The 23,425-nt window shown below is 50.7% G+C and carries 19 protein-coding genes; 7 read left to right on the forward strand and 12 right to left on the reverse strand.

What is annotated here, in order from left to right; genetic code table 11:
- The 6 genes from nusA to hrpA all read right to left on the reverse strand — a co-directional run bounded on the left by nusA (nucleotide 1) and on the right by hrpA (nucleotide 9,795).
- On the reverse strand, nucleotides 1-1,503 hold the full coding sequence (gene nusA / locus E5987_RS01645) for a transcription termination factor NusA (RefSeq protein WP_160334341.1): 1,503 nt from the start codon (nucleotides 1,501-1,503) through the stop codon (nucleotides 1-3).
- The gene (gene rimP / locus E5987_RS01650) at nucleotides 1,504-2,067 is read right to left on the reverse strand and encodes a ribosome maturation factor RimP (protein WP_160334342.1); all 564 of its coding nucleotides are present in this window, start codon (nucleotides 2,065-2,067) and stop codon (nucleotides 1,504-1,506) included.
- Nucleotides 2,068-2,255: 188 nt separating this feature from the next.
- Nucleotides 2,256-3,326 (reverse strand): 23S rRNA pseudouridine(2605) synthase RluB, encoded by a 1,071-nt coding sequence (rluB, locus tag E5987_RS01655; RefSeq protein ID WP_160334343.1) that lies wholly within the window; start codon nucleotides 3,324-3,326, stop codon nucleotides 2,256-2,258.
- 143 nt (nucleotides 3,327-3,469) lie between these two features.
- Nucleotides 3,470-4,252: a DNA polymerase III subunit epsilon gene (gene dnaQ, locus E5987_RS01660; RefSeq protein WP_160334344.1), complete on the reverse strand. Its 783-nt coding sequence runs from the start codon at nucleotides 4,250-4,252 to the stop codon at nucleotides 3,470-3,472.
- Between the two features lie 170 nt (nucleotides 4,253-4,422).
- Nucleotides 4,423-5,523 (reverse strand): D-alanyl-D-alanine carboxypeptidase family protein, encoded by a 1,101-nt coding sequence (locus E5987_RS01665; RefSeq protein ID WP_160334345.1) that lies wholly within the window; start codon nucleotides 5,521-5,523, stop codon nucleotides 4,423-4,425.
- Nucleotides 5,524-5,673: 150 nt separating this feature from the next.
- Nucleotides 5,674-9,795, reverse strand: coding sequence for an ATP-dependent RNA helicase HrpA (gene hrpA / locus E5987_RS01670; protein ID WP_160334346.1), 4,122 nt, complete (start codon nucleotides 9,793-9,795; stop codon nucleotides 5,674-5,676).
- A gap of 293 nt (nucleotides 9,796-10,088) precedes the next feature.
- Here hrpA and argA point away from each other — a divergent pair, with 293 nt between their 5' ends.
- The 3 genes from argA (at nucleotide 10,089) to E5987_RS01685 (ending at nucleotide 13,132) form a co-directional block, all read left to right on the forward strand.
- Nucleotides 10,089-11,420: an amino-acid N-acetyltransferase gene (gene argA / locus E5987_RS01675; RefSeq protein ID WP_202074520.1), complete on the forward strand. Its 1,332-nt coding sequence runs from the start codon at nucleotides 10,089-10,091 to the stop codon at nucleotides 11,418-11,420.
- Between the two features lie 55 nt (nucleotides 11,421-11,475).
- The gene (locus E5987_RS01680) at nucleotides 11,476-11,754 is read left to right on the forward strand and encodes an oxidative damage protection protein (RefSeq protein ID WP_160334347.1); all 279 of its coding nucleotides are present in this window, start codon (nucleotides 11,476-11,478) and stop codon (nucleotides 11,752-11,754) included.
- A gap of 229 nt (nucleotides 11,755-11,983) precedes the next feature.
- Nucleotides 11,984-13,132: a pyridoxal phosphate-dependent aminotransferase gene (locus E5987_RS01685; protein ID WP_160334348.1), complete on the forward strand. Its 1,149-nt coding sequence runs from the start codon at nucleotides 11,984-11,986 to the stop codon at nucleotides 13,130-13,132.
- Between the two features lie 125 nt (nucleotides 13,133-13,257).
- Here E5987_RS01685 and E5987_RS01690 read toward each other — a convergent pair whose 3' ends face one another.
- Nucleotides 13,258-15,450: a TRAP transporter permease gene (locus E5987_RS01690; protein WP_160334349.1), complete on the reverse strand. Its 2,193-nt coding sequence runs from the start codon at nucleotides 15,448-15,450 to the stop codon at nucleotides 13,258-13,260.
- 85 nt (nucleotides 15,451-15,535) lie between these two features.
- Complete coding sequence (locus tag E5987_RS01695) at nucleotides 15,536-16,507, reverse strand: TAXI family TRAP transporter solute-binding subunit (RefSeq protein ID WP_160334350.1); 972 nt, start codon at nucleotides 16,505-16,507, stop codon at nucleotides 15,536-15,538.
- 353 nt (nucleotides 16,508-16,860) lie between these two features.
- On the opposite strand from E5987_RS01695, the gene E5987_RS01700 reads away from it, so the two are divergent.
- Complete coding sequence (locus E5987_RS01700; RefSeq protein WP_160334351.1) at nucleotides 16,861-17,436, forward strand: flavin reductase; 576 nt, start codon at nucleotides 16,861-16,863, stop codon at nucleotides 17,434-17,436.
- Nucleotides 17,437-17,528: 92 nt separating this feature from the next.
- Here the strand turns inward: E5987_RS01700 and E5987_RS13260 are convergent, their stop codons facing one another.
- A complete protein-coding gene (locus E5987_RS13260) occupies nucleotides 17,529-17,663 on the reverse strand; it encodes a hypothetical protein (RefSeq protein WP_255453126.1) in 135 nt (44 codons plus the stop codon).
- A gap of 134 nt (nucleotides 17,664-17,797) precedes the next feature.
- Between E5987_RS13260 and E5987_RS01705 the strand changes: the two genes are divergently transcribed.
- From E5987_RS01705 to E5987_RS01715, 3 genes are all read left to right on the forward strand, one after another.
- On the forward strand, nucleotides 17,798-18,478 hold the full coding sequence (locus E5987_RS01705; protein WP_160334352.1) for a VOC family protein: 681 nt from the start codon (nucleotides 17,798-17,800) through the stop codon (nucleotides 18,476-18,478).
- Complete coding sequence (locus tag E5987_RS01710) at nucleotides 18,462-18,875, forward strand: hypothetical protein (RefSeq protein WP_160334353.1); 414 nt, start codon at nucleotides 18,462-18,464, stop codon at nucleotides 18,873-18,875. Before E5987_RS01705 ends, E5987_RS01710 begins: the two co-directional genes overlap by 17 nt.
- Before the next feature lie 146 nt (nucleotides 18,876-19,021).
- Nucleotides 19,022-20,290: an aspartate kinase gene (locus tag E5987_RS01715; protein ID WP_160334354.1), complete on the forward strand. Its 1,269-nt coding sequence runs from the start codon at nucleotides 19,022-19,024 to the stop codon at nucleotides 20,288-20,290.
- Between the two features lie 66 nt (nucleotides 20,291-20,356).
- On the opposite strand, the gene E5987_RS01720 is transcribed toward E5987_RS01715, so the two are convergent.
- The 3 genes from E5987_RS01720 to E5987_RS01730 form a co-directional block, all read right to left on the reverse strand.
- Complete coding sequence (locus E5987_RS01720) at nucleotides 20,357-20,935, reverse strand: NAD(P)H-dependent oxidoreductase (protein ID WP_160334355.1); 579 nt, start codon at nucleotides 20,933-20,935, stop codon at nucleotides 20,357-20,359.
- A 63-nt stretch (nucleotides 20,936-20,998) separates the two neighbouring features.
- Nucleotides 20,999-21,925, reverse strand: coding sequence for a ketopantoate reductase family protein (locus E5987_RS01725; RefSeq protein WP_160334356.1), 927 nt, complete (start codon nucleotides 21,923-21,925; stop codon nucleotides 20,999-21,001).
- Nucleotides 21,926-22,220: 295 nt separating this feature from the next.
- Nucleotides 22,221-23,285 (reverse strand): porin, encoded by a 1,065-nt coding sequence (locus E5987_RS01730; protein ID WP_160334357.1) that lies wholly within the window; start codon nucleotides 23,283-23,285, stop codon nucleotides 22,221-22,223.
- Nucleotides 23,286-23,425: the final 140 nt, after the last annotated feature.

The raw sequence follows: 23,425 nt of genomic DNA on the forward strand, positions 1-23,425 counted from the left end.
TTACTGGTTCCAATGTTCGCGGGCCTTAGTAATAAGTTCCGCAGCCTTCTCTTCGCTGATACCGGTCATTTCAACCAGCTCGTCAGTAGCCAAGTCGGCAAGCTGTTCAAGATTCGTGATGCCGGCCGGATGCAGCTTCTCTGCGATTTCTGTCGTCATACCGCTGAGGTCGATCAAAGCGGGATCAGCCCACTTCAGCAGCTCTTCCCTCTTGAGCGCTTTTGTGATCAAAGCGTTGCGTGCGACAGAACGAAGTTCCTTGACGAGGTCTTCATCAAACTGTTCGATGCTGAGGAGCTCTTCCTCCGGCAGATAAGCCACTTCTTCAACGGTTTCAATACCGTTTTCAATCAGAAGCTGCGCGATTTCCTCGTCCACGTTCAGCGCGTCCATAAGTTCTTTGCGGCGCGGTGCGATTTCTTCTTCACGCTTTTTCTCTGCCTGATCGTGATCCATCACGTCAATCTCATAGCCGGTCAGCGCCGAAGCAAGCTTCACGTTGATGTAATCGGTGCCCTTGGCGATTCTTGTGTTTTCTTCATCCGGAGTCACAACTTCCATTCTGCCCTCATCTTCATGAACGATGATGGAAGAAATCGTTGCCGGAGAAAGTGAGCTGATCACGAACTCAGCGGGCTGATCCGACCAGCGGATAATGTCGACTCGTTCGTTGAAGAGCTCGGAAGAAACGCTCTGAATGCGGGCGCCGCGAACACCGACGCAGCTGCCGATCGGATCGATTCTCTTATCCTTAACCTGAACGGCGACTTTAGCGCGGCGTCCGGGGATACGCGCTACGCCCTTCATCTCAAGCAGGCCTTCGTTGAATTCCGGCACAACCTGACGAAGCAGTTCGGCAAGGAACTCGTTGCAGGTACGGCTGAGGATGATCTGCTGCTGACGAGAGGTCGGATCAATCTTAAGAATGTAGGCACGAATGCGGTCGTTGATACGATAGATCTCGTTGGGGATCATTTCGCTTCTCGGCAGACGAGCGTCGATACGGCCGATTTCAACGATCATATCGGACTTATCAAAGCGCTTGACCTGACCGGTCACGATCTTAACGTCCTTGTAATTGGCAAGGAATTCGTTAAGCAGCTGAGTACGCTCCGCTTCTCTCAGCTTCTGGAGAATGACCTGTTTGGCATCAGTCGCGAAACGGCGGCCGGTAACATTGACTTCTTTAAGAGGCTCTTTAACGTAGTCGCCGATTTCTGTCGGGCCCTGATCGCTGTAGTCTTCTTCGGCTTCCCAGTGAAGAATTTCACGATCGGGTTCCTGCAGACCGTCCTCATCGGGCACGATCTTCCACTGACGCCAGACCTGCTGATCGCCGGTCTCGGGGTCGACTTTCACTACGATGTCAGCGTCTGTTCCGGGGAATTCGGATTTTTTTACCGCGCTCGCGAGCGCGCTTTCAAGTGCGCCGAGTACGACGCTTTTGTCCACGTTTTTTTCATGGGCGAGGACTTCAACCATTTCTAATAAAGCTCGGCTCATTTATTTCGATCCTTTGAAATCCAACTCAGGAATCAAGTTGGCTTTTTCGATATCTTTGAAGGGGAAACTCACAATAACTTCCGGTTCGGCCGGTTTATTCTTCGCGGCCTTCGCGGATCTATTCTTTTCACTCGGTGTACGTGCAAGGCGTCCTTCGCACAGTTTCAGCGTGAGGACCGGATTGGTCTCCTCGCCTTCAACGCTGAGCAGCGTTCCGTCCATGCGGCGGCGTCCGTTTTCCGGAAGTCCCGGCGCCATGAGCGGCGTAAACAGTTCAACATGAACCATCTGACCGACGAACCGAACAAAGTCACGTGCGCGCTTCAGGGGACGATCCACGCCCGGAGAAGACACTTCAAGACGGTCATAATCCACATTTTCAACCGTCATCATCGTATTAAGCTGATTGCTGACTCGTTCGCAGTCGTCAAGGGAAATACCGCCTTCCTTGTCGATCGTGACACGGATCAGGCCGCGCGCTAATCTCTCCACGTCGACAAGCTCGTATCCAAGCCCTTCAACCGTGGTATCGATCATCTCAAATAACTGTGCTGAAACTGCCATTTACCGATACACCTAAATTTCAAAAATCAAAAAAAAATGGGCTGCAAAGCCCATCTTTATAAACACTATGACAGGGACGTGTTCGCACACAAAGCGGACACGCTGTCAGGGCCGATTCGCTGTTTCAGCAGACCGCCCTAACATAATTTGCCGTAATTCTACACCCTTATTTGCCCTAATATTCGGAATTATCGTAACTTTTCTTTTGAGTTAAATCGGCCGCGGCTCGGTCTGCGTCTTGCGGGAACCCCTTCGATACGTCCCTCGGAAAGGTAGTGTGCCGTGCTTTTCAGCGGATCGACTGCACGCGTCTTCACTTTTGCGCCGGTTTCAGAGCTCTTGGCTGAGTTTCTCGAATTGGGCGAATCTGAGCCGCCTTTATATCCGATCGCGGCAAACCAGGCCTGAGTCTCTTCCGGTGTCAGTTGTTCAAACTTTCCTCTCGGAAGTTTCTGCGGCAGCTCCAGTTCTCCGTATTTCACACGAATCAGGCGCGAGACCGGCAGACCCACCGCGTCAAACATGCGGCGAACCTCACGGTTTCTTCCCTCGCTGAGCGTCACGTTGTACCAGCGGTTAAATCCTTTGCCGCCGCCCTCCTCAATCGTTGCGAATTTCGCAGTTCCGTCTTCGAGCTTAACGCCTTTGAGGAGCGCTTCTTTCGCTTCAGGCGACATCGTCCCTTGAACACGAACCGCGTATTCGCGGACAATACAGTTGCGCGGATGCATCAGATAGTTCGCGAGCGCGCCGTCCGTAGTAAAAATAAGAAGGCCTTCGGTATTAAAGTCGAGTCGTCCCACATTAATCCAGCGGGCTCCGCCCATGCGCGGCAGATGATCAAAAACCGTCGGTCTGCCTTCCGGATCGTCACGCGAAACGATTTCGCCTGCGGGCTTGTGATAAATAAGTACACGCGGAACATTATTCTCGCGAACGCTCGCTCTGCGCACTGCTCGACCGTCCATGCGAATGATATCGGTCGGGAAGACGCGCTGGCCGATATGAGCGGGCTCCCCGTTCACCGAGATTCTGCCCTCGGCAATGCGCTGTTCCATATCCCGGCGGGAACCGACACCCGCGTCAGCGAGTACTTTTTGAATTTTTTCGCCCTTCACATCCGCGGGCACTGAAGAGGCGGTCCTCGGCTTATTTTCTCCGCGAGGCATTCCGCGCGCGTCCAAAGGACGAACTGTCCGAGGCGCAGCCGATCTGAACGGCGTATTTCTGCCGCCTCGGCTTCTTCTGTTTTCTGTCATACGATTAATCCTTTCCAATTGCGGACCAACACTGGCGGTCCGTGTGTCCCGTATTCGGAACATTCAATATGCTGTTTTATCTCTTTTCTGATTCCCGCGAACTGTAACGCATTGAGCGAAACCCGGACGAGGAACCGCCCCGATCAGAGTTTCTCAAGAAGCGACTTCATCTTGGCCGCTTTCTCGTCCAGTTCCTTCTGTTCTTCCGCACGCTTCTGCGCAAATTCCGTCTCGTCAATATCGTAGAGCGCGGGGCCCTTTGCGGATTTTCTGACCATCTCCAGCACACGCTCATGCTCGCTTAAATCTTCTTCTGAAGCGCGGATCACCGGAAGCTCCCCGACGGAGACACTCTCGTGGCGCGCAACGGACGCGACAGACGCCGCGTCCATATCGAACGAGGTCTGCTGCTGTTTGAGAACCAAGTAAACCTGAGCGAGAAGTTCCGCGTCGAGCAGAGCACCGTGCCCCTCTCTCTCGCGCTGAGAGGTATCGATATTGAGGCGTTTGCAGAGCGCGTCCAGGTTATTGTGCATCTGCGGATAGACGCTTCTTGCGATTTCCAAAGAATCCACAATTTCGCACCCGAGATCGCGAAGCTTGGGTTTGCCGATCTTTTCCAGTTCAGCGTCCAGGAAGCCCTCATCGAATGCCGCGTTATGAATAATCAGACGAGCGCCTTTGACGAAATCGATAAATTCGTCGGCCTTGTCTTCAAACTTAGGCTTGTCGACCAGCATCTCGTTCGTGATCTTATGCACCTCGATCACGTCGGCTTCCATCTTTCTTTCAGGGTTTAAATAAGTATGAAAGTTCCGATTCGTGATGCCGTGATCACTCAGCTCCACGCAGCCGATTTCGATAATGCGGTCGCCTTCTTTAACCGCGAAGCCGGTGGTTTCGGTATCCAGACAAATCTCTCTCACAGCTTTTCCCGTATGTTTTTAATATCGCACGAGTTTAGCGCATCGACCGCTCTTCATCCGCTCAAGCATTCTCTTCAGTTGCAAATTCCGACAATAATGCCGGCTCTAAAAAAACTTTCCCGCGCCGATGCTCTGGCATTCGGACGCAGGATGAATCATTGAAACTTCTGTTAGTTCAGCGAGGCCGTTTCCAGCATCTTACCGTTAGTCAGCCAGTCGTGCAGCTTCTGTATATCGTGGTTGCGGGCTGCTTTGTTGGGCGCGTCAAGGAAAATCATCGCCACGGGACGTCCGGAAATATTGGTCTGCATAACCATGCAGTAGCCTGCGGCCGTCGTCAGACCGGTTTTCTGAAGTTCGATATCCCAGTTGTCATTAGCGACAAAACTATTGGTTGTTCGGCTCACAACATAACGCTTTCCGACGCTGAAGGAAGCTTCAGGTGTTGTCGAAAGATCACGAATCACATCGTGCTCGGCAGCCGCCGCGATCAAGTGCGACAGATCAAGCGCGGAACACTTGTTACCGTTATTGAGACCGATTGAGTCGTAAAAAACCGAGTCATCCATCGCAAGCAGAACCGCCTTTGCGTTCATTTCGGAAATGAACTTGGCTTTTCCGCCCGGGAATGTTCTTGCAAGGAAATGCGCTGCGCGGTTGTCTGAACTCATTAAAGCCAGATGAAGCGCCTGTTTGCGGGAGAGGACCATGCCTTTTCTCAGCTTGCTGCGTGCGCTTGACTTAACAAAATCCTCGGTCGTCACGGCAAACTTCTGATCCAGATCAACACCGGACTCCACGATCACAAGCGCGGTCATCAGCTTGGTAATGGAAGCGATCGGAAGCGAGGTATCGGCGTTCTTCTCATAGAGAATCTGATCATTTTCCATATCATAGGCAAGCACTGCCGTGGTCGAGAGCGCGAGCGGATCGGAGGAGCCGCGCAGTCCCATCAGCTGAGCGTACGAGGGTCCTCTCACGTGACGGCGTGCGTAGGTCTTTTTCTTCTTTGCGTAATGTTTGGAGGAAGCAAACTTGCGGGAGGCTGAAGAGGAAACTTTCTTAGTCGTTTTGCGGGCGGCTGCGACGTTCTTCTTTCCTTTGGAGGCTTTCTTTGCGCTTGCGGCCTTCTTTGCCGGGGCTTTTGCGGTTTTTGTCGTGTTCACTTTCTTAACCGCTGCCGGACGTTTGTTCTGAGCTGCCTGAACTTCCGGCGCCGCTGAAGCCGTTAAAAGAAAAAATGCACAAAAAAACGACGCAAGTAGCCGCATTTACTTCCCCTTATGATTTGATTTGCCGCACGCAGTTAAATTTTGACTTTATTTATGCTTAGATGCAAATAAAGAAGCACGTAAAATCCGCCAGTTGGCAGAAAAATACGGGAAATTACCTATCAAAAATCCGCAGGCAGCATTAAAAACTTACCATTTTCTTACGATGCTTTCCCACATTTTTTTCAGTCTTTTCACACTAATGGGTACAGGAGTTCGCAATTCCTGCGCAAAGAGCGAAACACGAAGCTCCTGGAGCATGTTGGCGAATTCGGCAAGCTGCGGATCATAGACGCCCTTACGCGAAGCAAGCTCACGCTTATAGGGGACCGTCAGTTCATGGATGCTTTCCATGCGTTCGGCGTCCCTGTTCGGATCGTTTCTCAGCCGCTCAATGCGTACCTGAATCGCTTTCATATACCGCGAATAGTGTTTGAGGCGATCCATCGGTACCTTCCTGATAAAGTGCGGTTCAAACAGATCGAAAAGCTGCTGCGTGATATCTTCGTGCACTTTTTCGTAGGCTTTGATGCCGTTAAGCTTTTGCTGAGCGAGCGCGGCTTCGGCAACAATCGCGGAAAGAAGCCTCCCGAGTTCGAGTGCGAGCAGATTCAGTTTTTCTTTGACTCTGCCGATCATTTCCCCGAATTGTTCTTTATTCATCGGGAGCTCCTCCGTAAACGCGGCGCTTTCAATCGCAGCATCAATCACGTCGGCTTTGATTTCCTCAAATGACGGAAATGCTTTTCTAAGGCTCACGATTGACGCGCCCTGTATCTGCGTTGTCTGAAGCGACTTCAGATTTTTATCGAGGTATTTAATCTGCTCCTTCAGAGCGATTCGAATCAGGCGCACCAAACCTTTCTTATGAAGCTCCTGAGCTTGCTGGGGATCGTCAAAGACCTCAAGAGAGCAGTATTCTCCTTTATCCACGAGCGCGGGATGTCCGATTAAAGAAAGGCCCTTGCGTTTAATTTCCATGACTTCGGGCAGTTCTCCGAAATTCCATTCCGTAATTTGCTCCTGAAGCTCTTCTGCAACTTTGCTGTCTTTTGAAGCGATATTCTGAAAGGTCTCTCGCGCCTGAGCGCTGAGCGCGCTTCTCAGCTGAGGGATGCTTCGCGACATATCGAGCTGTCTGCCGTGTTCATCCACCACTTTGTAATTCATGCTGAGATGCGGCGGCAGCATTTCCAATTTGAAATCCGACTTACGGATATCGATTCGGAACTGTTCTTTGGCTTCGGCGATAATCGTCTCAAACAGGTCTCCTTTAGGGACCTCGTGACGCTGAGCAAAGGCTTTCGCCCAATCGGGCAGCGGCACAAAATGACGTCTCAGCCTCTGCGGAAGACTCTTGAGGAGCATCTGAACTTTTTCTTTGACCATACCGGGCACGAGCCACTCGAGTCGTTCCGCGTCAAGCTGATTCAGCGCAAAGAGCGGCACCGTAAGTGTGACGCCGTCGCGAACGCTGCCCGGATCAAAGTTATAGTTGAGCGCCATCGGGACGCCGGCGATTTCCAGTTTCTTCGGGAAATATTCGATCGTAATGCCGGAAGCGTCATGGCGCATCAGATCGTTTTTTGTCAGGTAAAGCAGTTTCTGGCTGTCCTGCTCTACCTGAGCGCGCCACTTATCAAAAGTGCTCTGACTGATAACTTCTTTCGGAATCCGTTTGTCATAAAAGTCATAAATCAGACTGTCATCCACCAGCACGTCCGGACGCCGTGACTTGTGTTCCATCTCACGAATATCACGGATCATCGCCATATTGTGCTGCCAGAACGGCGCCCTGCTCTCGTAGTCCTCCTGTACGAGCGCTTCTCTGATGAAGAGTTCTCTTGCGAGCGCAGGATCTTTCTTAGAGAAATCCACTCTTCTCTGTCCGTACACCGGAAGACCGTAGAGCGTCGCTTTTTCAAACGCGACCACATGACCGGCTTTCTTTTCCCAATGCGGATCACTCCAGGATTTTTTCAGAAGGTGCGCTCCGACCTTCTCGAGCCATTCCGGCTCGATATTGGCGATCGTTCTCGCATATAAGCGTGACGTTTCCATTAATTCGGACGCCATGATCCATTTGCCGCTCTTTTTCGCAATGGAGGAGCCGGGCCAAGGCCAGAACTTAATGCCTCGGGCACCTGTATAAGGCGGAGTGCGGAAATCCGCATCTAAATTCTTAAAGCCGACGTTGCCCAAGAGTCCCGTAAGCAGCGCCTTGTGCAGCTGCTCGTACGTTGCGGGCGCCGTATTGACGCGCCAGCCGAGTTCCGCGACCAAATCCTTCAGCTGTCGATATACGTCGCGCCACTCACGAAGGCGTTTGACCGAAAGAAAATTCTGACGGAACTTCTGATCGAGCAGTCGATTGCTTTCTTTATTCGCAATTTCGTTCTGCGTCCAGTTCCAGAGTTTGAGCCAGGAGTTGAAGTCACTCTTATCATCACCAAATTTTTTATGCGCTTCAGCTGCTTTTTCCTGAGCGTCCAAGGGTCGCTCGCGCGGATCCTGAATCGAGATCGCCGAAGCAATAACAAGCACTTCGGCAAGCGCCTGATTTTCTTCAGCGGCCTGCAGCATGCGCGCAATTCTTGCGTCCAGCGGCAGGCGAGCGAGTTTCCAGCCGATTTGAGTCAGCTCTCCGCCTCGCTCCGTCACGGCATTCAGCTCCCTCAGAAGGTCGTAACCGTCGGAAATCGCTCTCGGAAGCGGCGCTTCGACAAAAGGAAACTCTCTGACGTCCGTCAGGTGAAGTGATTTCATGCGAAGAATAACGGTTGCCAAAGAGCTTCGCAGAATTTCCGGATCAGTAAATTCCGGTCTGCGATTGAAATCGTCCTCGTCATAAAGACGAATACAGATACCGTTGGCGACACGGCCGCATCGACCGGCTCTCTGCTGAGCGGCCGCCTGACTGATCGCCTCGACCTGCAGCTGTTCCACCTTATTGCGGTAGGAATAGCGTTTGACACGAGCCAGACCGCTGTCCACCACATAACGAATCCCGGGAACCGTCAGCGAGGTTTCAGCGATATTGGTGGAAAGAACAATCCTTCTTCGGCCGCCGCTCCGGAAAATTCGGTCCTGCTCTTCGATACTCAGGCGAGAAAACAGCGGAAGAATTTCCACGCCCTTCTGCGCGAATTCGGAAAGTGCTTCAGAAGCTTCACGGATTTCGCGTTCGCCGGGAAGAAAGACCAGAATATCTCCGTTGCCCGCGCTCATCAGTTCCGAGCAGGCATCGGCGATCGCGCTCATCATTGTCTTATCGTCGCTCTCGTCCGTATCTTCGATCGGACGGTAGCGGATTTGGACCGGATAGAGACGCCCCGAAACATTAATAATCGGAACAGGTTTTCCGTTGACCGGTTCAAAGTGTTTGGCAAAACGTTCCGAGTCGATCGTCGCCGACGTGATAATAACTTTCAGATCGGGGCGCTTAGGCAGAATTTCCCGCAGGTAGCCGAGCAGGAAATCGATATTGAGACTTCTTTCATGCGCCTCGTCAATGATGATCGTGTCATATGCCTTTAAGAGCCGGTCGTGCTGAGTTTCAGCAAGGAGAATGCCGTCTGTCATCAGTTTGACGGACGCGCCGGGCTGGATTTCATCCTTGAATCGAATCTTGTAGCCCACGACAGAGCCGAGCTCGGCGCCCATTTCCTCAGAAATTCTTTTTGCAATCGACGTTGCCGCAATACGGCGAGGCTGAGTGTGTCCGATCAGGCCTTTTGTGCCGCGTCCGACCATCATTGCGATTTTAGGAAGCTGGGTTGTTTTACCGGAACCGGTTTCGCCCGAGACGATCACAACCTGATTATTTTTTATCGCTTCGGCGATTTCATCTGCTCTTTCGCTAACCGGCAGCTGCTCTTCGAGCTGAAGTTTTGGCGGGACGTTTCTGACTTCGCTCTTTTTGCCTGAAGACGGTGCTGTCTCAGTCTTCTTCGGCTGTGTTTTATTTTTTACTTCTTTCTTCTTTTCGGCTTCCGCGCTCGATCCGATCTGATGGCGAAGCGCCTTCAGCTGAGAAAAGTCCTTCAAAGAAGTTCCGGGCTGTTTTTTTACCGGAACCTTGTTCTTCTGGGGTGTTTGTTTTTTCTCCGGCTGCCCAGTCTTCTTCTCTGTTCGAGGAGCCGTCTTTGGCACATTAGCCTTTTTGTGCTGCGCCGGTTTTACATTCTTTTCAGCAGCCTTCGGTTGTTCTGTTTTCTTTGCGGCCGCCGCTTTTTCAAGTTTTGCTCTTAAATCTTTAAAGTTGTCTGCCATGGCAGTGGAATTCTTTTTCAATAAGTAATTCGAGTAAGGATAAAACTTTTTCTTCAATTAGTTAGGCAAGATTATGCCCGAGACAAGGAATATCCAAACGATTAAAGACTGCGCAAATGTTTCAAAAGAAGTATCGGTGCGCCTAAAAAATCAGAAGACCGCAGCCATCCCGAATTTCTCTTAAACCAATCCGCTTAAAACCGCAGAATGAAGATCCGCAGAAAATATTCGGCGCATCAAAATCATTAAAATGGTCCCTAATTTTTATGCAACGTTTATTCTTGATTTCGACAATGACTGACACCACATCCGATATGGAAGAGCCGGGCCTTGAATGGGTTGACTGGTTCAGAAGCGTCGCGCCTTATATTCACGCCATTCGCGGCAAGACCGTCGTAATCTGTCTTGCGGGTGAAATGATCCGGGAAGATCACTTCAACAGCTTCATCGCCGATATCAGCATGATGTCCGCGATCGGCGCAAGAATTGTGCTCGTCTACGGCGTAAGACCGCAGGTCGAAGAACTCATGGGACTGAAAGCCGTCGAGTCCCGCTACGTAAGCGGCATTCGCATCACCGACGCTCAGGCGCTCAGCTGCGTAAAGGAAGCCGCAGGCGAAGTCAGATTGGATATCGAGGCCGCTTTCTCACAGGGACTGCCGAACACTCCGATGGCGCACAGCCAGTGCCGCGTCGTCAGCGGAAACTTCGTGACCGCGCGCCCCCTCGGTATTATCGACGGAACCGATTACCAGCTCACCGGCGTTGTCCGCAAAGTAGATAAGGAAGCGATTAAAAGAGAACTCGATTTCGGCAATATCGTGCTGATCGCTCCGCTCGGCTTCTCTCCGACCGGAGAGGCGTTCAATCTGACCTGCGAAGATCTTGCCTCCTCTGTCGCGGGCGAACTTAAAGCGGAAAAACTCGCCTTCCTCACTAATGTCGACGGTGTCAGAAGATTCGGTGAAGTCGTCACCGAACTGACTGTTCAGGAAGCAAACGAATTTGTGAGCAAAAAACTTGTCGATGACGAGGATATTTACAACCTTCGCTACGCTCTTAAAGCGCTTAACCTCGGCGTCTCGCGCGTGCACATTGTCCCCTACGCGCTCAACGGCGGCATTCTTGAAGAGTTCTTTACGCACGACGGCGTGGGAACCATGATCACGTCTGAGAATCTCGAGTCGCTCAGACAGGCAACCGCAGACGACGTCTCCGGCCTCATCAAACTGCTTGAACCGCTTGAAGAAGACGGTACCTTGGTGAAGCGCCCGAGAGAAAAGCTTGAACGCGAAATCAATCGATTCTATGTGCTTGAGCATGACGGAATTATTTACGGCAGTGCAGCCCTCTACCCGTTCCCCAACGAGAAGCTCGGAGAAATGGGCGCACTGACGGTTGACTCCGCCTATCAGGGTTCCGGTGACGGCGAACGCCTTTTAAAACATATTGAAAACGAAGCCAGAAAAGTCGGACTTACCCGATTGTTCGTGCTGACCACTCGAACCATGCATTGGTTCCTCAAGCGCGGATTCCGCCCGGCAAGCGTCGAGGACCTTCCGATCGAAAAGCGCAAACTCTATAACTGGCAGCGCCGTTCACAAATCTTTATCAAAGATCTCTAGCTATTTTGGAGAATCTCTGTACACTATCCCGAAACTTTTTAAAGGAAATATACAAATGGCACATATGGTTCAGTGCGTAAAACTCGGCCATGAGGCAGAAGGCCTCGATCTGCCGCCGCTTCCCGGCGCGCTTGGCATGAAGATTTACAACAACGTCTCCAAAGAAGCCTGGGAACAGTGGAAGCATCTTCAGACCATGATTGTTAACGAAAACCGCCTTTCTATGGCTGATCCCCGCGCCCGCAAGTGGCTGATGGAACAGATTGAAGCGCATTTCTTCGGTGAAGGCGTTGCCCATCCCGAAGGCTACGTTGAGCCCGAAAAGAAGGCCTAAGCCTTTCACCGCCGACACCAAACTCCGCCCGCGCGGAGTTTTTTTATTGCCGGACGCAAATACCAACTTATACGCATCAGTCGTTTTAAATAATTTGCGAGAAAAATTTCGCAGCAGCCTGCGCCTTCGAAATGAGAATAAAAATATTATCGAAAATCCATAAATTTCAGGGAAAATTTTTCAATAATGTACTATACATCAAGGCATTCACTCATTTAGGAGATATGTGATGACTCTTAATCGTCGTCAGCTTTTTCGTCTGACCGGCGCCTCTCTTGGTACCGCTCTTGTTTCTGCCGGCTCTTCCGCCGCCTTTGCCGAACAGCCGGAATTTACCGCACCGACTAAACAAAATCCTTTGCTCTTATCCTTTAACGAAAACCCGCTCGGCATGAGCCAAAAGGCTAAAGAAGCCATCGCCAGGGCCGCTTTATACGGTTCCCGCTACCCTTTCCAGCAGGTGGTTCAGTTTAAGAAAGACTTGGCTAAATTTGTCGGCGTCACACCCGATGAAGTTCTTCTCACACACGGCTCCGCGGAAGCGATTCGCGCCACAATCGAGGCCTACAACCTGAAGAACACTGTTCTCGTTCAGCCGGAACTGACTTACGGTGACGGCGCGATGGTTGCCGAACACAACGGCATGCCGATCAAGAACGTTAAGATGGGACCGAACTGGAGTGTCGATCTCGAAGCGCTCAAAAAAGCGGCCGCTTCCGAAGCTAAAAAGCACCATGTAATCGTTTATCTGGTGAACCCGAACAACCCCACTTCGACCATTGCCGACTGCGGCTTCTTGATCAAATGGATCAAGTCTCAGCCGAAAAATACCTTCTTCGTTCTGGATGAAGCTTACGGCGAATTTGTCAATGACCCTTCTTTCAAGTCCGGTGTAGAACTTGTAAAACAGGGCTTTGACAATCTGGTCGTCCTGAAAACTTTCTCCAAGATTTTCGCCATGGCCGGTATGCGTCTCGGCTATGCGATCGGTGCCGTCAGCGTGATCAACAAGATCCGTGATCACGTCGCCTACGAAGTCATGATGAATCAGTCCACGCTGGCAGCAGCGATGGCGGAAATGAACGACAAGGAATTCCTTGCCGAATCCAAAGAAAGCAACGACAAAGCTCGTGAAATTCTGTACAAAGCTTTGGATGAACTCAAGATTCCGTATCTTCCGAGCCAGACCAACTTCGTATTTATCGACTTGAAAGCGCCCCTGAAACCGTTCTTCGAACATATGAAGGACGAAAACATCATGGTGGGCCGTCCCTTCCCGCCTGCTCTGCAGTGGTGCCGTATTTCTCTCGGAACGCCTGCTGAAATGACGTACTTCGTCGAGAAACTCAAGGAATTCCGTAAGAAAGGCTGGATATAACCGCTGCCATAGCTGAATAGGACATAACGGAGCCGCGACGGCTCCGTTTTTTAATGCCTAAAAAAAAGACCGCAGCGGTTTTAGGGCTGCGGAAAATGACGAACAATGAAAGGATAGTCAAACTGTTATGAGGCTGCGAGCTCCTCGGACTCCATCATTTCTTCAGATCGCTCGGAAACTTTCTTCGGGTCATACCGGAGTTTCTGCCAAACCAATACGAGACCAAGCAGCGCGATCGCAGCTAAGTAGCCCCACCAGCGCTGGCTGTGCGGGAGAACGAAACCGGAAATCATCGCCGGGAACATGAATATCACGGTCGAGGCCAAGAGAAGCAGACGCTCGATAATATTGCATTTTCCGATCAGCCAGCCCTGCACCGCAGAAGCCATCGTAACCATGCCGAGGCCGGTCATTGCGAAGATAAAGAAGCTCGCTGCCCAAGAGTCAATTCCAATAAGGAGAATGTCGGAATTAAAGAGGAAGAAGATCGGGATGATCGCTGTGCGGATGTCGTACAAAAAGCCCTGAATACCGACTGAGATCGGGTTTTCTTTGGCGATCGCGGCTCCGGCATAGGCGGCAAGACCCACGGGCGGCGTATCGTCGGCGAGAATACCGAAGTACAGACAGAACAGATGGGCAGCGATCAGCGGAATCACAATTTCCTGACCGTGCAGTGAAAGACCGGTGGAAAGTTCGACAATCACAGGCGCCGTTAACGATGCCATGATGATGTAGTTGGCTGTCGTCGGCAGACCCATGCCAAGAAGCAGACTCGCGACAGCCGTGATCAGGATCATCAGGAAGATGTTGCCCATGGACATCACTTCCACGAAGGATGTGATCTGCTGGCCGAGACCAAGCGAGACGCAGCCCACGATAATGCCGGCGGATGCTGTGGCAAGCGCGACGCCCGCCATATTATTGGCGCCGGCTGCCATAGCGTTCAGTGTGTTTTTAATACCAAACTTGAAGGCGGCCCAAAGATCAGCGTTGTGCAGTCTGGCAATGGCGACAGGCTGAAGAACCATAATGATGGCAAGAGCCAGAATCGCTCTGAAAACGGAGAGCTCTGCAGAATGCATCTCGACCACCAACTCCCAAATAAGCACGGCAAGCGGGATCAAATAATGCAGACCGTTTTTCAGCTCTATCAGAAATCGAGGAAGCTCGCTCTTGGGAAGTCCTCTCAAACCAAGCTTGCAGGCTTCAATATGCGTGATCCAAAGCAGACCGATGTAAGAGGCGAATGCCGGAACAGCAGCGGCTTTGGCCACTTCTACATAAGGAACATTGACGTATTCGGCGATGATGAATGCGGCCGCGCCCATGACCGGAGGGGCAAGCTGTCCGTTCACCGAAGAAGCAACCTCGATCGCGGCAGCCTTCTTGGCGGGATAGCCCAGACGCTTCATCAAAGGAATCGTAAAGGTACCGGTCGTCACCACGTTGGCGATGGAAGAGCCCGAAACCATTCCGGAGAGCGCCGAACTCACCACTGCGGCCTTTGCGGCGCCTCCGCGGTACTGTCCGAGTCCGGAGATCGCCAAACGAGTAAAGAACGCGCCGCCGCCCGCGCGGTCAAGCATAGTTCCGAACATCACAAAAAGGAACACGACGGTTGCGGAAACATGAAGCGGCACACCATAGATACCCTGCGTATCCATAGTGATCTGGGAGATGAAACGGGAAAGTGTCGCACCTTTAAAGGCAATTGCATCCGGAAGGTACGGGCCTAAGAAGACGTAGGCCATGAACGCGCCGCAAATCACCGGCAGCGCAGGGCCAAGCACGCGTCTTGTCGCTTCAAGCATCAGGACGACAAGAAGCACGCCGAATATCAGATCTCGTCCGATCGGCTGCCCCGGCCGCTCGGAAATGCCGGCGTAATCAATAACAATATAAAGCGCGGCGATAACGCCTACGATGCCGATCATGAAGTCGACAATCGTGACGCGTTTCATCGCAAGCAGAATACGGAGGTCCCAGCGCGAATTCAGATTGGATTTGAGCGTTGGGAGATTGAGATAAATCAGTGCAAGCGCGAAGGCCAAATGAAACGCCTTCACGTAAAGAGAATCCAGAAGCAGCCACGAAGCGGTGGACATCTGGAAAAACGCCCATGCGAGAGCGACGATATAGGTCAGCTTAGCGGACAGACCTGTCTTATCTCCGACAATTCCTTTTTCGGCCTGCTGCTGAACCTTCTTTTTATATTCCCCGATCACATCTTCGGGCGCGTCTTTTTTAGGTTTGGGAATATACCCGGGAATGCCTGCCTGAGGCAGAAGCATTTCTGTTTTGTTCTTGTCCGTCATGGCGTCCTCTCATTTTTTTGTGGTCCCTACCGGGGGTGCGAAGACCCGCAGGCCGGCGGGTCTTCATTTTTAAGCGAAGCGGCGCTTATTTAATGAGGCCGGCTTCCTTGTAGTACTTCATTGCGCCCGGATGGATCGGAGCGGTCAGGCCTTCAAGCATGCTCTGGGGAGTCAGACCGGCGAGCGCAGGATGCAGCTTCTTGAACTGATCAAGGTTGGTCATCACTTCTTTAGTGATCGCGTAGACAACGTCATCCGGTGTATCCGCCGATGTCACGAGCGTGGCAAGCATGCCGACCGTTTTCACCTTGTCCTTGGCGTTGGTCGCGTCTGGATACTGATCCATCGGGATTTCTGTCATTGCGTAGTAAGGCGCATCCTTCAGAAGATCGCCGACCTCGGTGATCGGAACGATACGGACTTTGCGTTTGCCTGCGGTTGCTTCCTTGATGTTGCCGTTCGGATGTCCGACGGTATAGAAGAAACCGTCAATACGGCCGTCCTGCAGCACGCGGGGCGCGTCAGCCGGTTTGAGCTTTTCGTCTCTGAAGTCTTTGCCCGGAACGATACCGGCATATTTGAAAATATCGGTAGAGTTCACGCGGTTGCCTGAACCCGGGTCGCCAAGGTTGATCGTTTTGCCTTTGACGTCATTGATCGACTTGATGTCGGAGTCTTCGGCTGCGACGAATGTCACGGCTTCAGGAGCAAGAGCGAACACCGCGCGAAGCTTGGAAACGGGCTTGCCTTCCCAGGGACCTTTTCCGTTGTAGGCCATGTACTGTGTATCGGCCTGAGCGATACCGAAGTCAAGATCTTTGGAATCGATCGCGTTGATATTGAATTTAGAGCCGCCCGTGGATTCTACGGAAGCGCGTACACCGTACTGATCTTTTTTGGCGTTGACGATTTTGGCAATCGCGCCGCCTGTCGGATAGTAAACACCGGTGATGCCGCCGGTACCAATCGTGACGAATTCGGTCTTAGCCGACACGGATGCGCCGCAGAGCGCAAGAGAAGCGGCCAGAGCGAGCGGAACAAGTTTCTTAGTAAACATAAAATTCTCCAAGCGAAGTGAAAATTAACCATTAGCCGCAGCTGCTCAGCTTGTGGCGTCCGCACAGCCGCTGTATTCGGGGAAGTCGGCTCAGTCTTTTAGACCGATGCGGGTTTGCTTCTGCAAACCTTTTCTTCCTACTTGTACACATGCAAGAAGCGTGCCAACTTTATTTGTAAGCCAAATGCACGGTTTTAGACGGCCTTATCCGACCGTCTGCACAGTTATGCACCGATATAGAGAATTAAGAGGATGCAATATGCACCGATTTAGTGCGCTATTTTTGGGCAAGCATTATTTAGTTCCTAAATTAAAATATCAGCCTTGTGCTTTTATTCATTTAGGAGAACAAATTGAGTCAAAAAGAATTTGTCAAACCGGTTGATCTTGAGAACCCCTATCGTCTCTTCAATTTAGGCGGTACGGTGTTTTTGGAAGTCAAAGAAGGCGACGACATCGATGTTATGCCTGCTTCCTGGGCCTGTCCTGCTGACTATACAAAGATGAGTGTCGTGGTGGACTCGACTCACTACTCCCGCAAAATTTTGAATAAGGCTGAATACTTCCTTCTGACCGTTCCGGGATACGGCATCCGCAAGGAACTGCTTTATCTCGGCTCTGTCAGCAAGAACGGCAATCCCAACAAAATTCAGGACAGCGGTCTGAAGTTCTTCAATATTGAAGGCTGTGATTTTCCGCTTCCCGAAGGCTGCGCTGCTTGGGCGCTGATCAAGCGTATTCCTGAAGCGCATATGGAAAAAAGCTATGACATGTTCGTCGGAGAAATTGTCAAGGCATGGGCCGACAGCCGTGTCTTCTCCGACAACCACTGGCATCTGGAAAAAGGCCCGGAAGAGCTTCGCTCTCTTCATTACGTGGCGGGCGGCCATTTCTATGAAATCGGCAAGAGCGTAGAAGTCACGCTCTAAACACAGCAAACGCCGGATCCGATTTTCTCGAACCCGGCGCCTAAAAGCGGACCTCCTCATCGAGGTCCTTTTTTATTCAGAAAAGTCGGAGATTATTCTCCTTCTTCCGTGCCCTTATCGACAACTTCAACCATTTCCTCTTCAATCTTCTTCAGAGTTTCAACGTTTTTGTCTTCGGGTTTCTGTTCAACCGGTTTTTTGTCTGTCTTGCTGCAGTCACATGCCATGATTAGTATCTCCTATACTGTGTTTCTGTTTTAACGGATTACAGCCTTTCCGTATGCTTTTGAGTTTAAGCATGCGGGCAAAGACGGGTAAAATTTCACGACCAATATAGGCATTCTTCACAAAAGGCCCTGTGATGTCAGATGAAGCGCGAGTCACCGATCTGAGAGAAGCGAAGTTCGGTATTCAGAAAGTCAGAAATTCCAGATACGTTTTCGAATACAAAAACATTTGGGATCCGATTAAGAAAAGATCCAAACCGCTTTACCGTATCTCGGTTGGAAAAATTATCGGAAACGAAATCATTATTAATGATGATTACCTAGCCCGTCATCCGCAGCTTGCCCAAGGCGACTTTGTTCTGAAAGACGGAAAACCCGCCTATGAACCGAAGATTGAAGCGCCCTCCTCTCTCTTTAAGGTCAGGGCAATCGACCACTTTGTGCTCACGAGCCCGCGGCCGCAGGTACTCGCGCAGTTTTATTCCGATTTGGGTCTACGCGTTGAAAAAACATCACGGCGTTATGAAGTTTATCTTCCGTTCTCTAAAATAAATATCCACGACGAGAACGACCCGCTTTTGCCCGCGGCGGAAAATCCGACACCGGGCTGCGGCGACTTCTGCCTGGAGATTGAAACCGGAAGCGATCTGCACAAAATCGCCGAAGCGTTCAGGAACCAGGGCGTCGAAGTTGAAGGACCGCTCCAAAGGCGTGGCGCCAAAGGAGCGATGCAATCCATTTATCTGAGGGACCCGGACCGGAATCTGGTAGAACTCTCTGTTTACACAGGAAATGAAAATGACACAGCAGGCTGACAATACTCCTAAAGAAGAACCGACGGCTGCCGCGGACACAAATAAAAAATCATCAATCCTTAATCGGGATTTTCTGGCGTCAGCCTCCGTGCATAAATTATTTTGGGGTTATCTGCTCTGCGGAAGCATTTTCTGGCTTTTAGTCTTTTACGGCACCGGCATGGCCTTCTCGTACGGGCCGGACACCAACTATGACGCGGCAGGTCTTTGCCTTTTGATCGTCGCCGTCATTCTGTATCTCTGGGGATTTGTGTTTTCTGTTCTGTCATTCAGAGCCGCGTGGCGCCTGAAGACCCAGCCGCTTGCGCGTTACGCGTATCTTTTTGCGCTTGTCATTTATCTCATCACGCTCTTTAGCGGACTCTTTGTATTTATCCATATCGGCATGATGATGTAAAGACGGCATAGGACTCAGGAAATCTCTAACCGCGTAGTGTTAAAAAAATTTCTGAGCATTCCTGAATTTTCGATTTCTTTCCATAAAATAAAAATCTGAACGCTAGCAATTGTTACCGCTAGTCCCTCCAAACTTAGAGATATAACATGGCCCTGATTGTTCAAAAATACGGCGGCACATCCGTCGGCACTACTGACCGAATCAAGAATGTCGCCCGAAGAGTTGCTAAGTGGCACAATGCCGGCCATCAGGTTGTGGTGGTTGTTTCCGCGATGAGCGGAGAGACCAACCGTCTGATCGCATTAGCAAAAGAAATTCAAAAAAATCCCGATCCCAGAGAACTCGATGTAATTGCTTCCACCGGTGAGCAGGTCACGATCGGTCTCCTCGCAATGGCTCTTCAGAATATCGGACTCAAAGCCAAAAGCTATACCGGTCCGCAAGTTAGAGTCCTTACGGATGATGCGTTCACAAAAGCCCGCATTAAAGAAATTGACGGCGACCGCATTAAGAAGGATCTTGATGAAGGAAAAGTTGTCATCGTCGCCGGTTTCCAGGGCTGCGATGAAAACGGCAACATTACAACACTCGGCCGCGGCGGCTCTGATACATCCGCAGTTGCGCTTGCCGCCGCTCTGAAAGCCGATGAATGTCTGATCTTTACAGACGTGGACGGCATTTACACCACCGACCCCCGTGTCGTCAGCAATGCCCGCAAACTGAGCATTGTTGCCTTTGAAGAAATTTTAGAAATGGCCTCTCTCGGCTCTAAAGTTCTTCAGATTCGAAGCGTCGAATTCGCAGGCAAGTACCACATTCCGACCCGTGTACTCTCAAGCCTGACAGACCCTGATATTCCGCTGGATGAAGAGCAAAATTCCGGCACCCTGATTACTTTTGAGGATGATCCTAAGATGGAAAAAGTCGTTGTTTCCGGTATCGCTTTCAGCAGAAACGAAGCCAAAATCACTCTGCCGCACGTCCCTGACACCCCGGGTATCGCTTATAAAATTCTCGGTCATGTCGCCGAAGCCAACATTGAAGTTGACATGATTGTTCAGAACGCCGCTAAGAACGGTTTAACGGACTTCAGCTTCACTGTAAGCCGCAACGATCTTGACAAGACTCTTCAGGTCCTCAAGGACAATGTTCTTCCCTATCTCGGAGAAGAGGGTATCCTGACTGACGCCTCCATCGCCAAGATTTCCTGCGTCGGTATCGGCATGCGCAGCCACGCCGGTGTCGCAGCCAAGATGTTCCGCGTTCTCGCAGAGGAAAACTTCAACATCAAGATGATTTCCACTTCTGAAATCCGCACCTCGATCATTGTGGATGAGAAGTACATGGAACTCGCTGTTCGCGCTCTCCATAAAGCATTTGGTCTTGACAAAGAGACAGGCGCTATGGAAGGCTAATCTTTCGCTCTAAAAATCAAAACGGCGCAGGACTTTTAGTTCTGCGCCGTTTTCTTTCTAATTTAATTAACCGAAGTTTTTCTTAATGTGATCCTTCCAGCGTTTGACGTCTTCGTCAATCTTGGGATTTTTAAGAACGTCATTGCAAATAAAGGATTCCATCGGTTTCATGCCAATAAAGGCAAACGCCTTGTGGAGCCAGAAGAAAACGCCGTCGATGCCTTTTCCTTCAAAGAACTGATCTTTTTCTGTGAAAGCCTGAATCGGCGCATTCCAAGTGGAGCTCAGCATGTATTTCTTATCATTCAGAATACCGCCGGTGCCATAGCCCTTGGTCGGAGTTTCGTGATGGCGGCCGTCTCCGTGCGCAATGCCGGGCTGCATCCAGACAAGATCCAGATAGCGTTTAAACTGCCAAGGCGTACTCATCCACCAACCCGGTGTCTGCACGATAACGAAATCAGCGCGTTTAAATTTTTCTGCTTCAGCTGCCGGTTCCCACTCACTGTCTACGAGTGTGATTTCCGTGCTATAGCCCAGCTTCTGAAGTTCTTCGTCGGCAATATTGCTCAGATAATGGTTTAAGCAGCCGCCTCTGCCGTAATTCTCGCAGCCGCAGTCAATAATCAGTACATGCTTAGACATTTCACCACTCCTAGTCAATCGATTGATTTTAACGATAGAACCGTTTTATCGATCCATCGGTTCTTATTTCAGGTATTCCGCCTCAAACTGTCTGACCTGGCGATAAAGCTTCTCGTTAAACGGCACGTTTAAGCCGAAGCTAGCCGCCTTGTCGATCACTGTTCCTGCGAAGCTCTCAACTTCCGTCGGGCGCTTAGCCAAACGGTCCTGCCGCATAGACGGCATTCCTTTTGGGTTCAGCTCGTCAATAATTTTCAGATATTCTTTGAAATCCATCTCGGTAAGCCCTGTGCCCTCGAGCTCCGAGAGCTTCAGCACTTCGCGCATCGCTCCGATCATGACATCTCTGGCCTCTCCCGGCTTATGAATCATCTCGAAGCAGCCGTTGTAGACGGAAAGCGTTTGGTTCACACCGACATTCAGCATCCATTTGCACCACATTCGATGAATAATATTGCTGTCGACCAAATGCGGCATTTGAGTTCGGCGGAAGAATTCAACCGTATCCTGCAGAGCTTCGATTTGTGATCGATTTTGCGGGCTGAGGCCGATCACAAGTTCTCCAAACGTGCGGTACGTCAGTGTGTTGTTCTGAAACAACGCGTCCATCCTCTGCGCCACACAATGCACAATCTTTTTCAGTCCGAGCTCTTCAGCAATGATGTCTTCGCTGGAGATTCCGTTCATGACCGAGACCACGATGGTATTTTGATCCACTGCGTCCTTAACCAAGCGAAGGGCCTGTCTCAGGACCGGCGCCTTAAGAGCCACGATTAAAAGATCCGGCGCTTTATTGAGTTCTTTAGGACTTTTAAAGCAAAGGTTTGCTGGCGTTCCGTTGACGGTAATTCTTTCCTGACGATAACGCTCCACGCGATGGGGTTCCGCCAGGAAATAAGTTTGTTCAGAAGGAAGCTGAGGTGACAGGAAAGAGCCGTACATCACGCCAAGCGCGCCTCTTCCGAGAATTGCTGCTGATTGGATTGTCATTGGCAGAGTAACCGTTTAGTCAATATCAAACCGCTTGAAGTTTTTGAGATTATCACTTTTTATCGATCTTTCGAGCGGGAGAAAGTAATGCGACGCATGTAAAGTCATTCTGCCGAATACTTGTGCTGTTTCAAATCTGTAAAGAGATATCGAACTTATCAAGCGCCTGCTCAGCGCTGCGCAATGAAAAGATTTAAAGGAAAAATAAAAACCGGGCAGCCAAACCACACTAGGAGGATGTGCTGCCCGGAAGCTTCCAGGAATTGTCTCTATGTAGAGAAAATGTTCCTACGTATTAGAAGTCGTGAACCATACCGACGGCGATCTGATAGCCGTTCAAGTTGGTAGTAGTGAGGTTTTTGCCTTTACCCCAGCCTTTTCCGCCGTCCGTGTATCCGGCAAAGCCGTATACCTTAGTTCTCTTGGAGAGCGGATATTCGTAGCCAGCGCCAACGTTCCAGAGATTGCCTTTCTTTTCGCCTTCAATCTTAGAGGCGGTGCCGTCAATTTTACGAGTCACATACTTGAAGCCGAGTTTTGCTGTGCCGCCGCCAAGCTTGATCTGAGAACCAATCTGCGCAGCATGCTGTTTATATCTGTTTTCGCCCCACTGATACTGGTAAATCGCCATCGGGCGGAAAATACCAACCTGCCACCAGCCGCCCATCGTCACATGGTACAAAGGATGCTTTGTATTTCCAGTTAAAGACTTGTAGTCAATCGTTTCAAAAATAACACTTCCGCTCAGTGTCTTGGAGCTATACAAGGCGCCTAAGCCGTAGTAGTGATTATTTTTAGACCATTTATTCTTGGAGTCATCCGTGTTAGTACCATTGGAGTACATTGCGTGCAACGTTACTCCGCCAAAAGACGGTGTCTTATAGGCAACAGCGTTGTCAACTCGGCTGAAATGGAGGGATGTTGTGCCGGAAGCCCAGCCGGAGGCACCGTGCGTAACACCAAAAATTGCGCCGCGAAGAATGCCGGTGCTCTGTGCGAAGCCTAAGGTTCCGAGACGGCCGAATGTCAGTCGTCCAAATCCGCCGTCAACATAAAGCGCTGACTCTCTGTTAAACGCAAGATCGGGGTCTCCCGCAGCACCGTCATCTACGGAATAACCTTGTTCGAGGATGAAACCAACTTTCAGGCCGTTACCCAAATCTTCAACGCCTTTGATACCCCAGCGGGAGCCGGTAGTAAAACTGGATTTAACTTGGAATGTCGCATCACCGTGACGAGTCTTTCCAACAAGCAGACCTTCGTCGATTTTGCCGTAGAGTGTGACCTGAGAAGCAAAAGCGCCCTGGCAATAGAAAGCGCCTAAAGCCAGCATCAGGGCGATCGGTTTAAATTTAATCATAAGTTTTCTCCTAGGATTCTTATTTGTTTCTCTATAACTATGCTTACGTCTCTCGAAAGAGGATGTCTTGTCCTGAAAAAAGTTGACTACTTAGGGAGTCAACAATGAAAGTTGAAGAACAGATATCTACACTAATGAAA

Source organism: Parasutterella muris, assembly GCF_009767915.1.
Lineage (GTDB): Bacteria > Pseudomonadota > Gammaproteobacteria > Burkholderiales > Burkholderiaceae_F > Parasutterella > Parasutterella muris.

Coding starts and splice junctions, on each gene's coding strand:
- E5987_RS01710 (WP_160334353.1), top strand. CDS start 18,462: ATGACACAGCAGGCTGACAATACTCCTAAAGAAGAACCGACGGCTGCC.
- rluB (WP_160334343.1), bottom strand. CDS start 3,326: ATGACAGAAAACAGAAGAAGCCGAGGCGGCAGAAATACGCCGTTCAGA.
- E5987_RS13260 (WP_255453126.1), bottom strand. CDS start 17,663: ATGGCATGTGACTGCAGCAAGACAGACAAAAAACCGGTTGAACAGAAA.
- E5987_RS01725 (WP_160334356.1), bottom strand. CDS start 21,925: ATGACAATCCAATCAGCAGCAATTCTCGGAAGAGGCGCGCTTGGCGTG.
- rimP (WP_160334342.1), bottom strand. CDS start 2,067: ATGGCAGTTTCAGCACAGTTATTTGAGATGATCGATACCACGGTTGAA.
- nusA (WP_160334341.1), bottom strand. CDS start 1,503: ATGAGCCGAGCTTTATTAGAAATGGTTGAAGTCCTCGCCCATGAAAAA.
- E5987_RS01685 (WP_160334348.1), top strand. CDS start 11,984: ATGACTCTTAATCGTCGTCAGCTTTTTCGTCTGACCGGCGCCTCTCTT.
- E5987_RS01690 (WP_160334349.1), bottom strand. CDS start 15,450: ATGACGGACAAGAACAAAACAGAAATGCTTCTGCCTCAGGCAGGCATT.
- E5987_RS01715 (WP_160334354.1), top strand. CDS start 19,022: ATGGCCCTGATTGTTCAAAAATACGGCGGCACATCCGTCGGCACTACT.
- E5987_RS01720 (WP_160334355.1), bottom strand. CDS start 20,935: ATGTCTAAGCATGTACTGATTATTGACTGCGGCTGCGAGAATTACGGC.
- E5987_RS01705 (WP_160334352.1), top strand. CDS start 17,798: ATGTCAGATGAAGCGCGAGTCACCGATCTGAGAGAAGCGAAGTTCGGT.
- E5987_RS01730 (WP_160334357.1), bottom strand. CDS start 23,285: ATGATTAAATTTAAACCGATCGCCCTGATGCTGGCTTTAGGCGCTTTC.
- E5987_RS01665 (WP_160334345.1), bottom strand. CDS start 5,523: ATGCGGCTACTTGCGTCGTTTTTTTGTGCATTTTTTCTTTTAACGGCT.
- argA (WP_202074520.1), top strand. CDS start 10,089: ATGACTGACACCACATCCGATATGGAAGAGCCGGGCCTTGAATGGGTT.
- E5987_RS01695 (WP_160334350.1), bottom strand. CDS start 16,507: ATGTTTACTAAGAAACTTGTTCCGCTCGCTCTGGCCGCTTCTCTTGCG.
- hrpA (WP_160334346.1), bottom strand. CDS start 9,795: ATGGCAGACAACTTTAAAGATTTAAGAGCAAAACTTGAAAAAGCGGCG.
- E5987_RS01680 (WP_160334347.1), top strand. CDS start 11,476: ATGGCACATATGGTTCAGTGCGTAAAACTCGGCCATGAGGCAGAAGGC.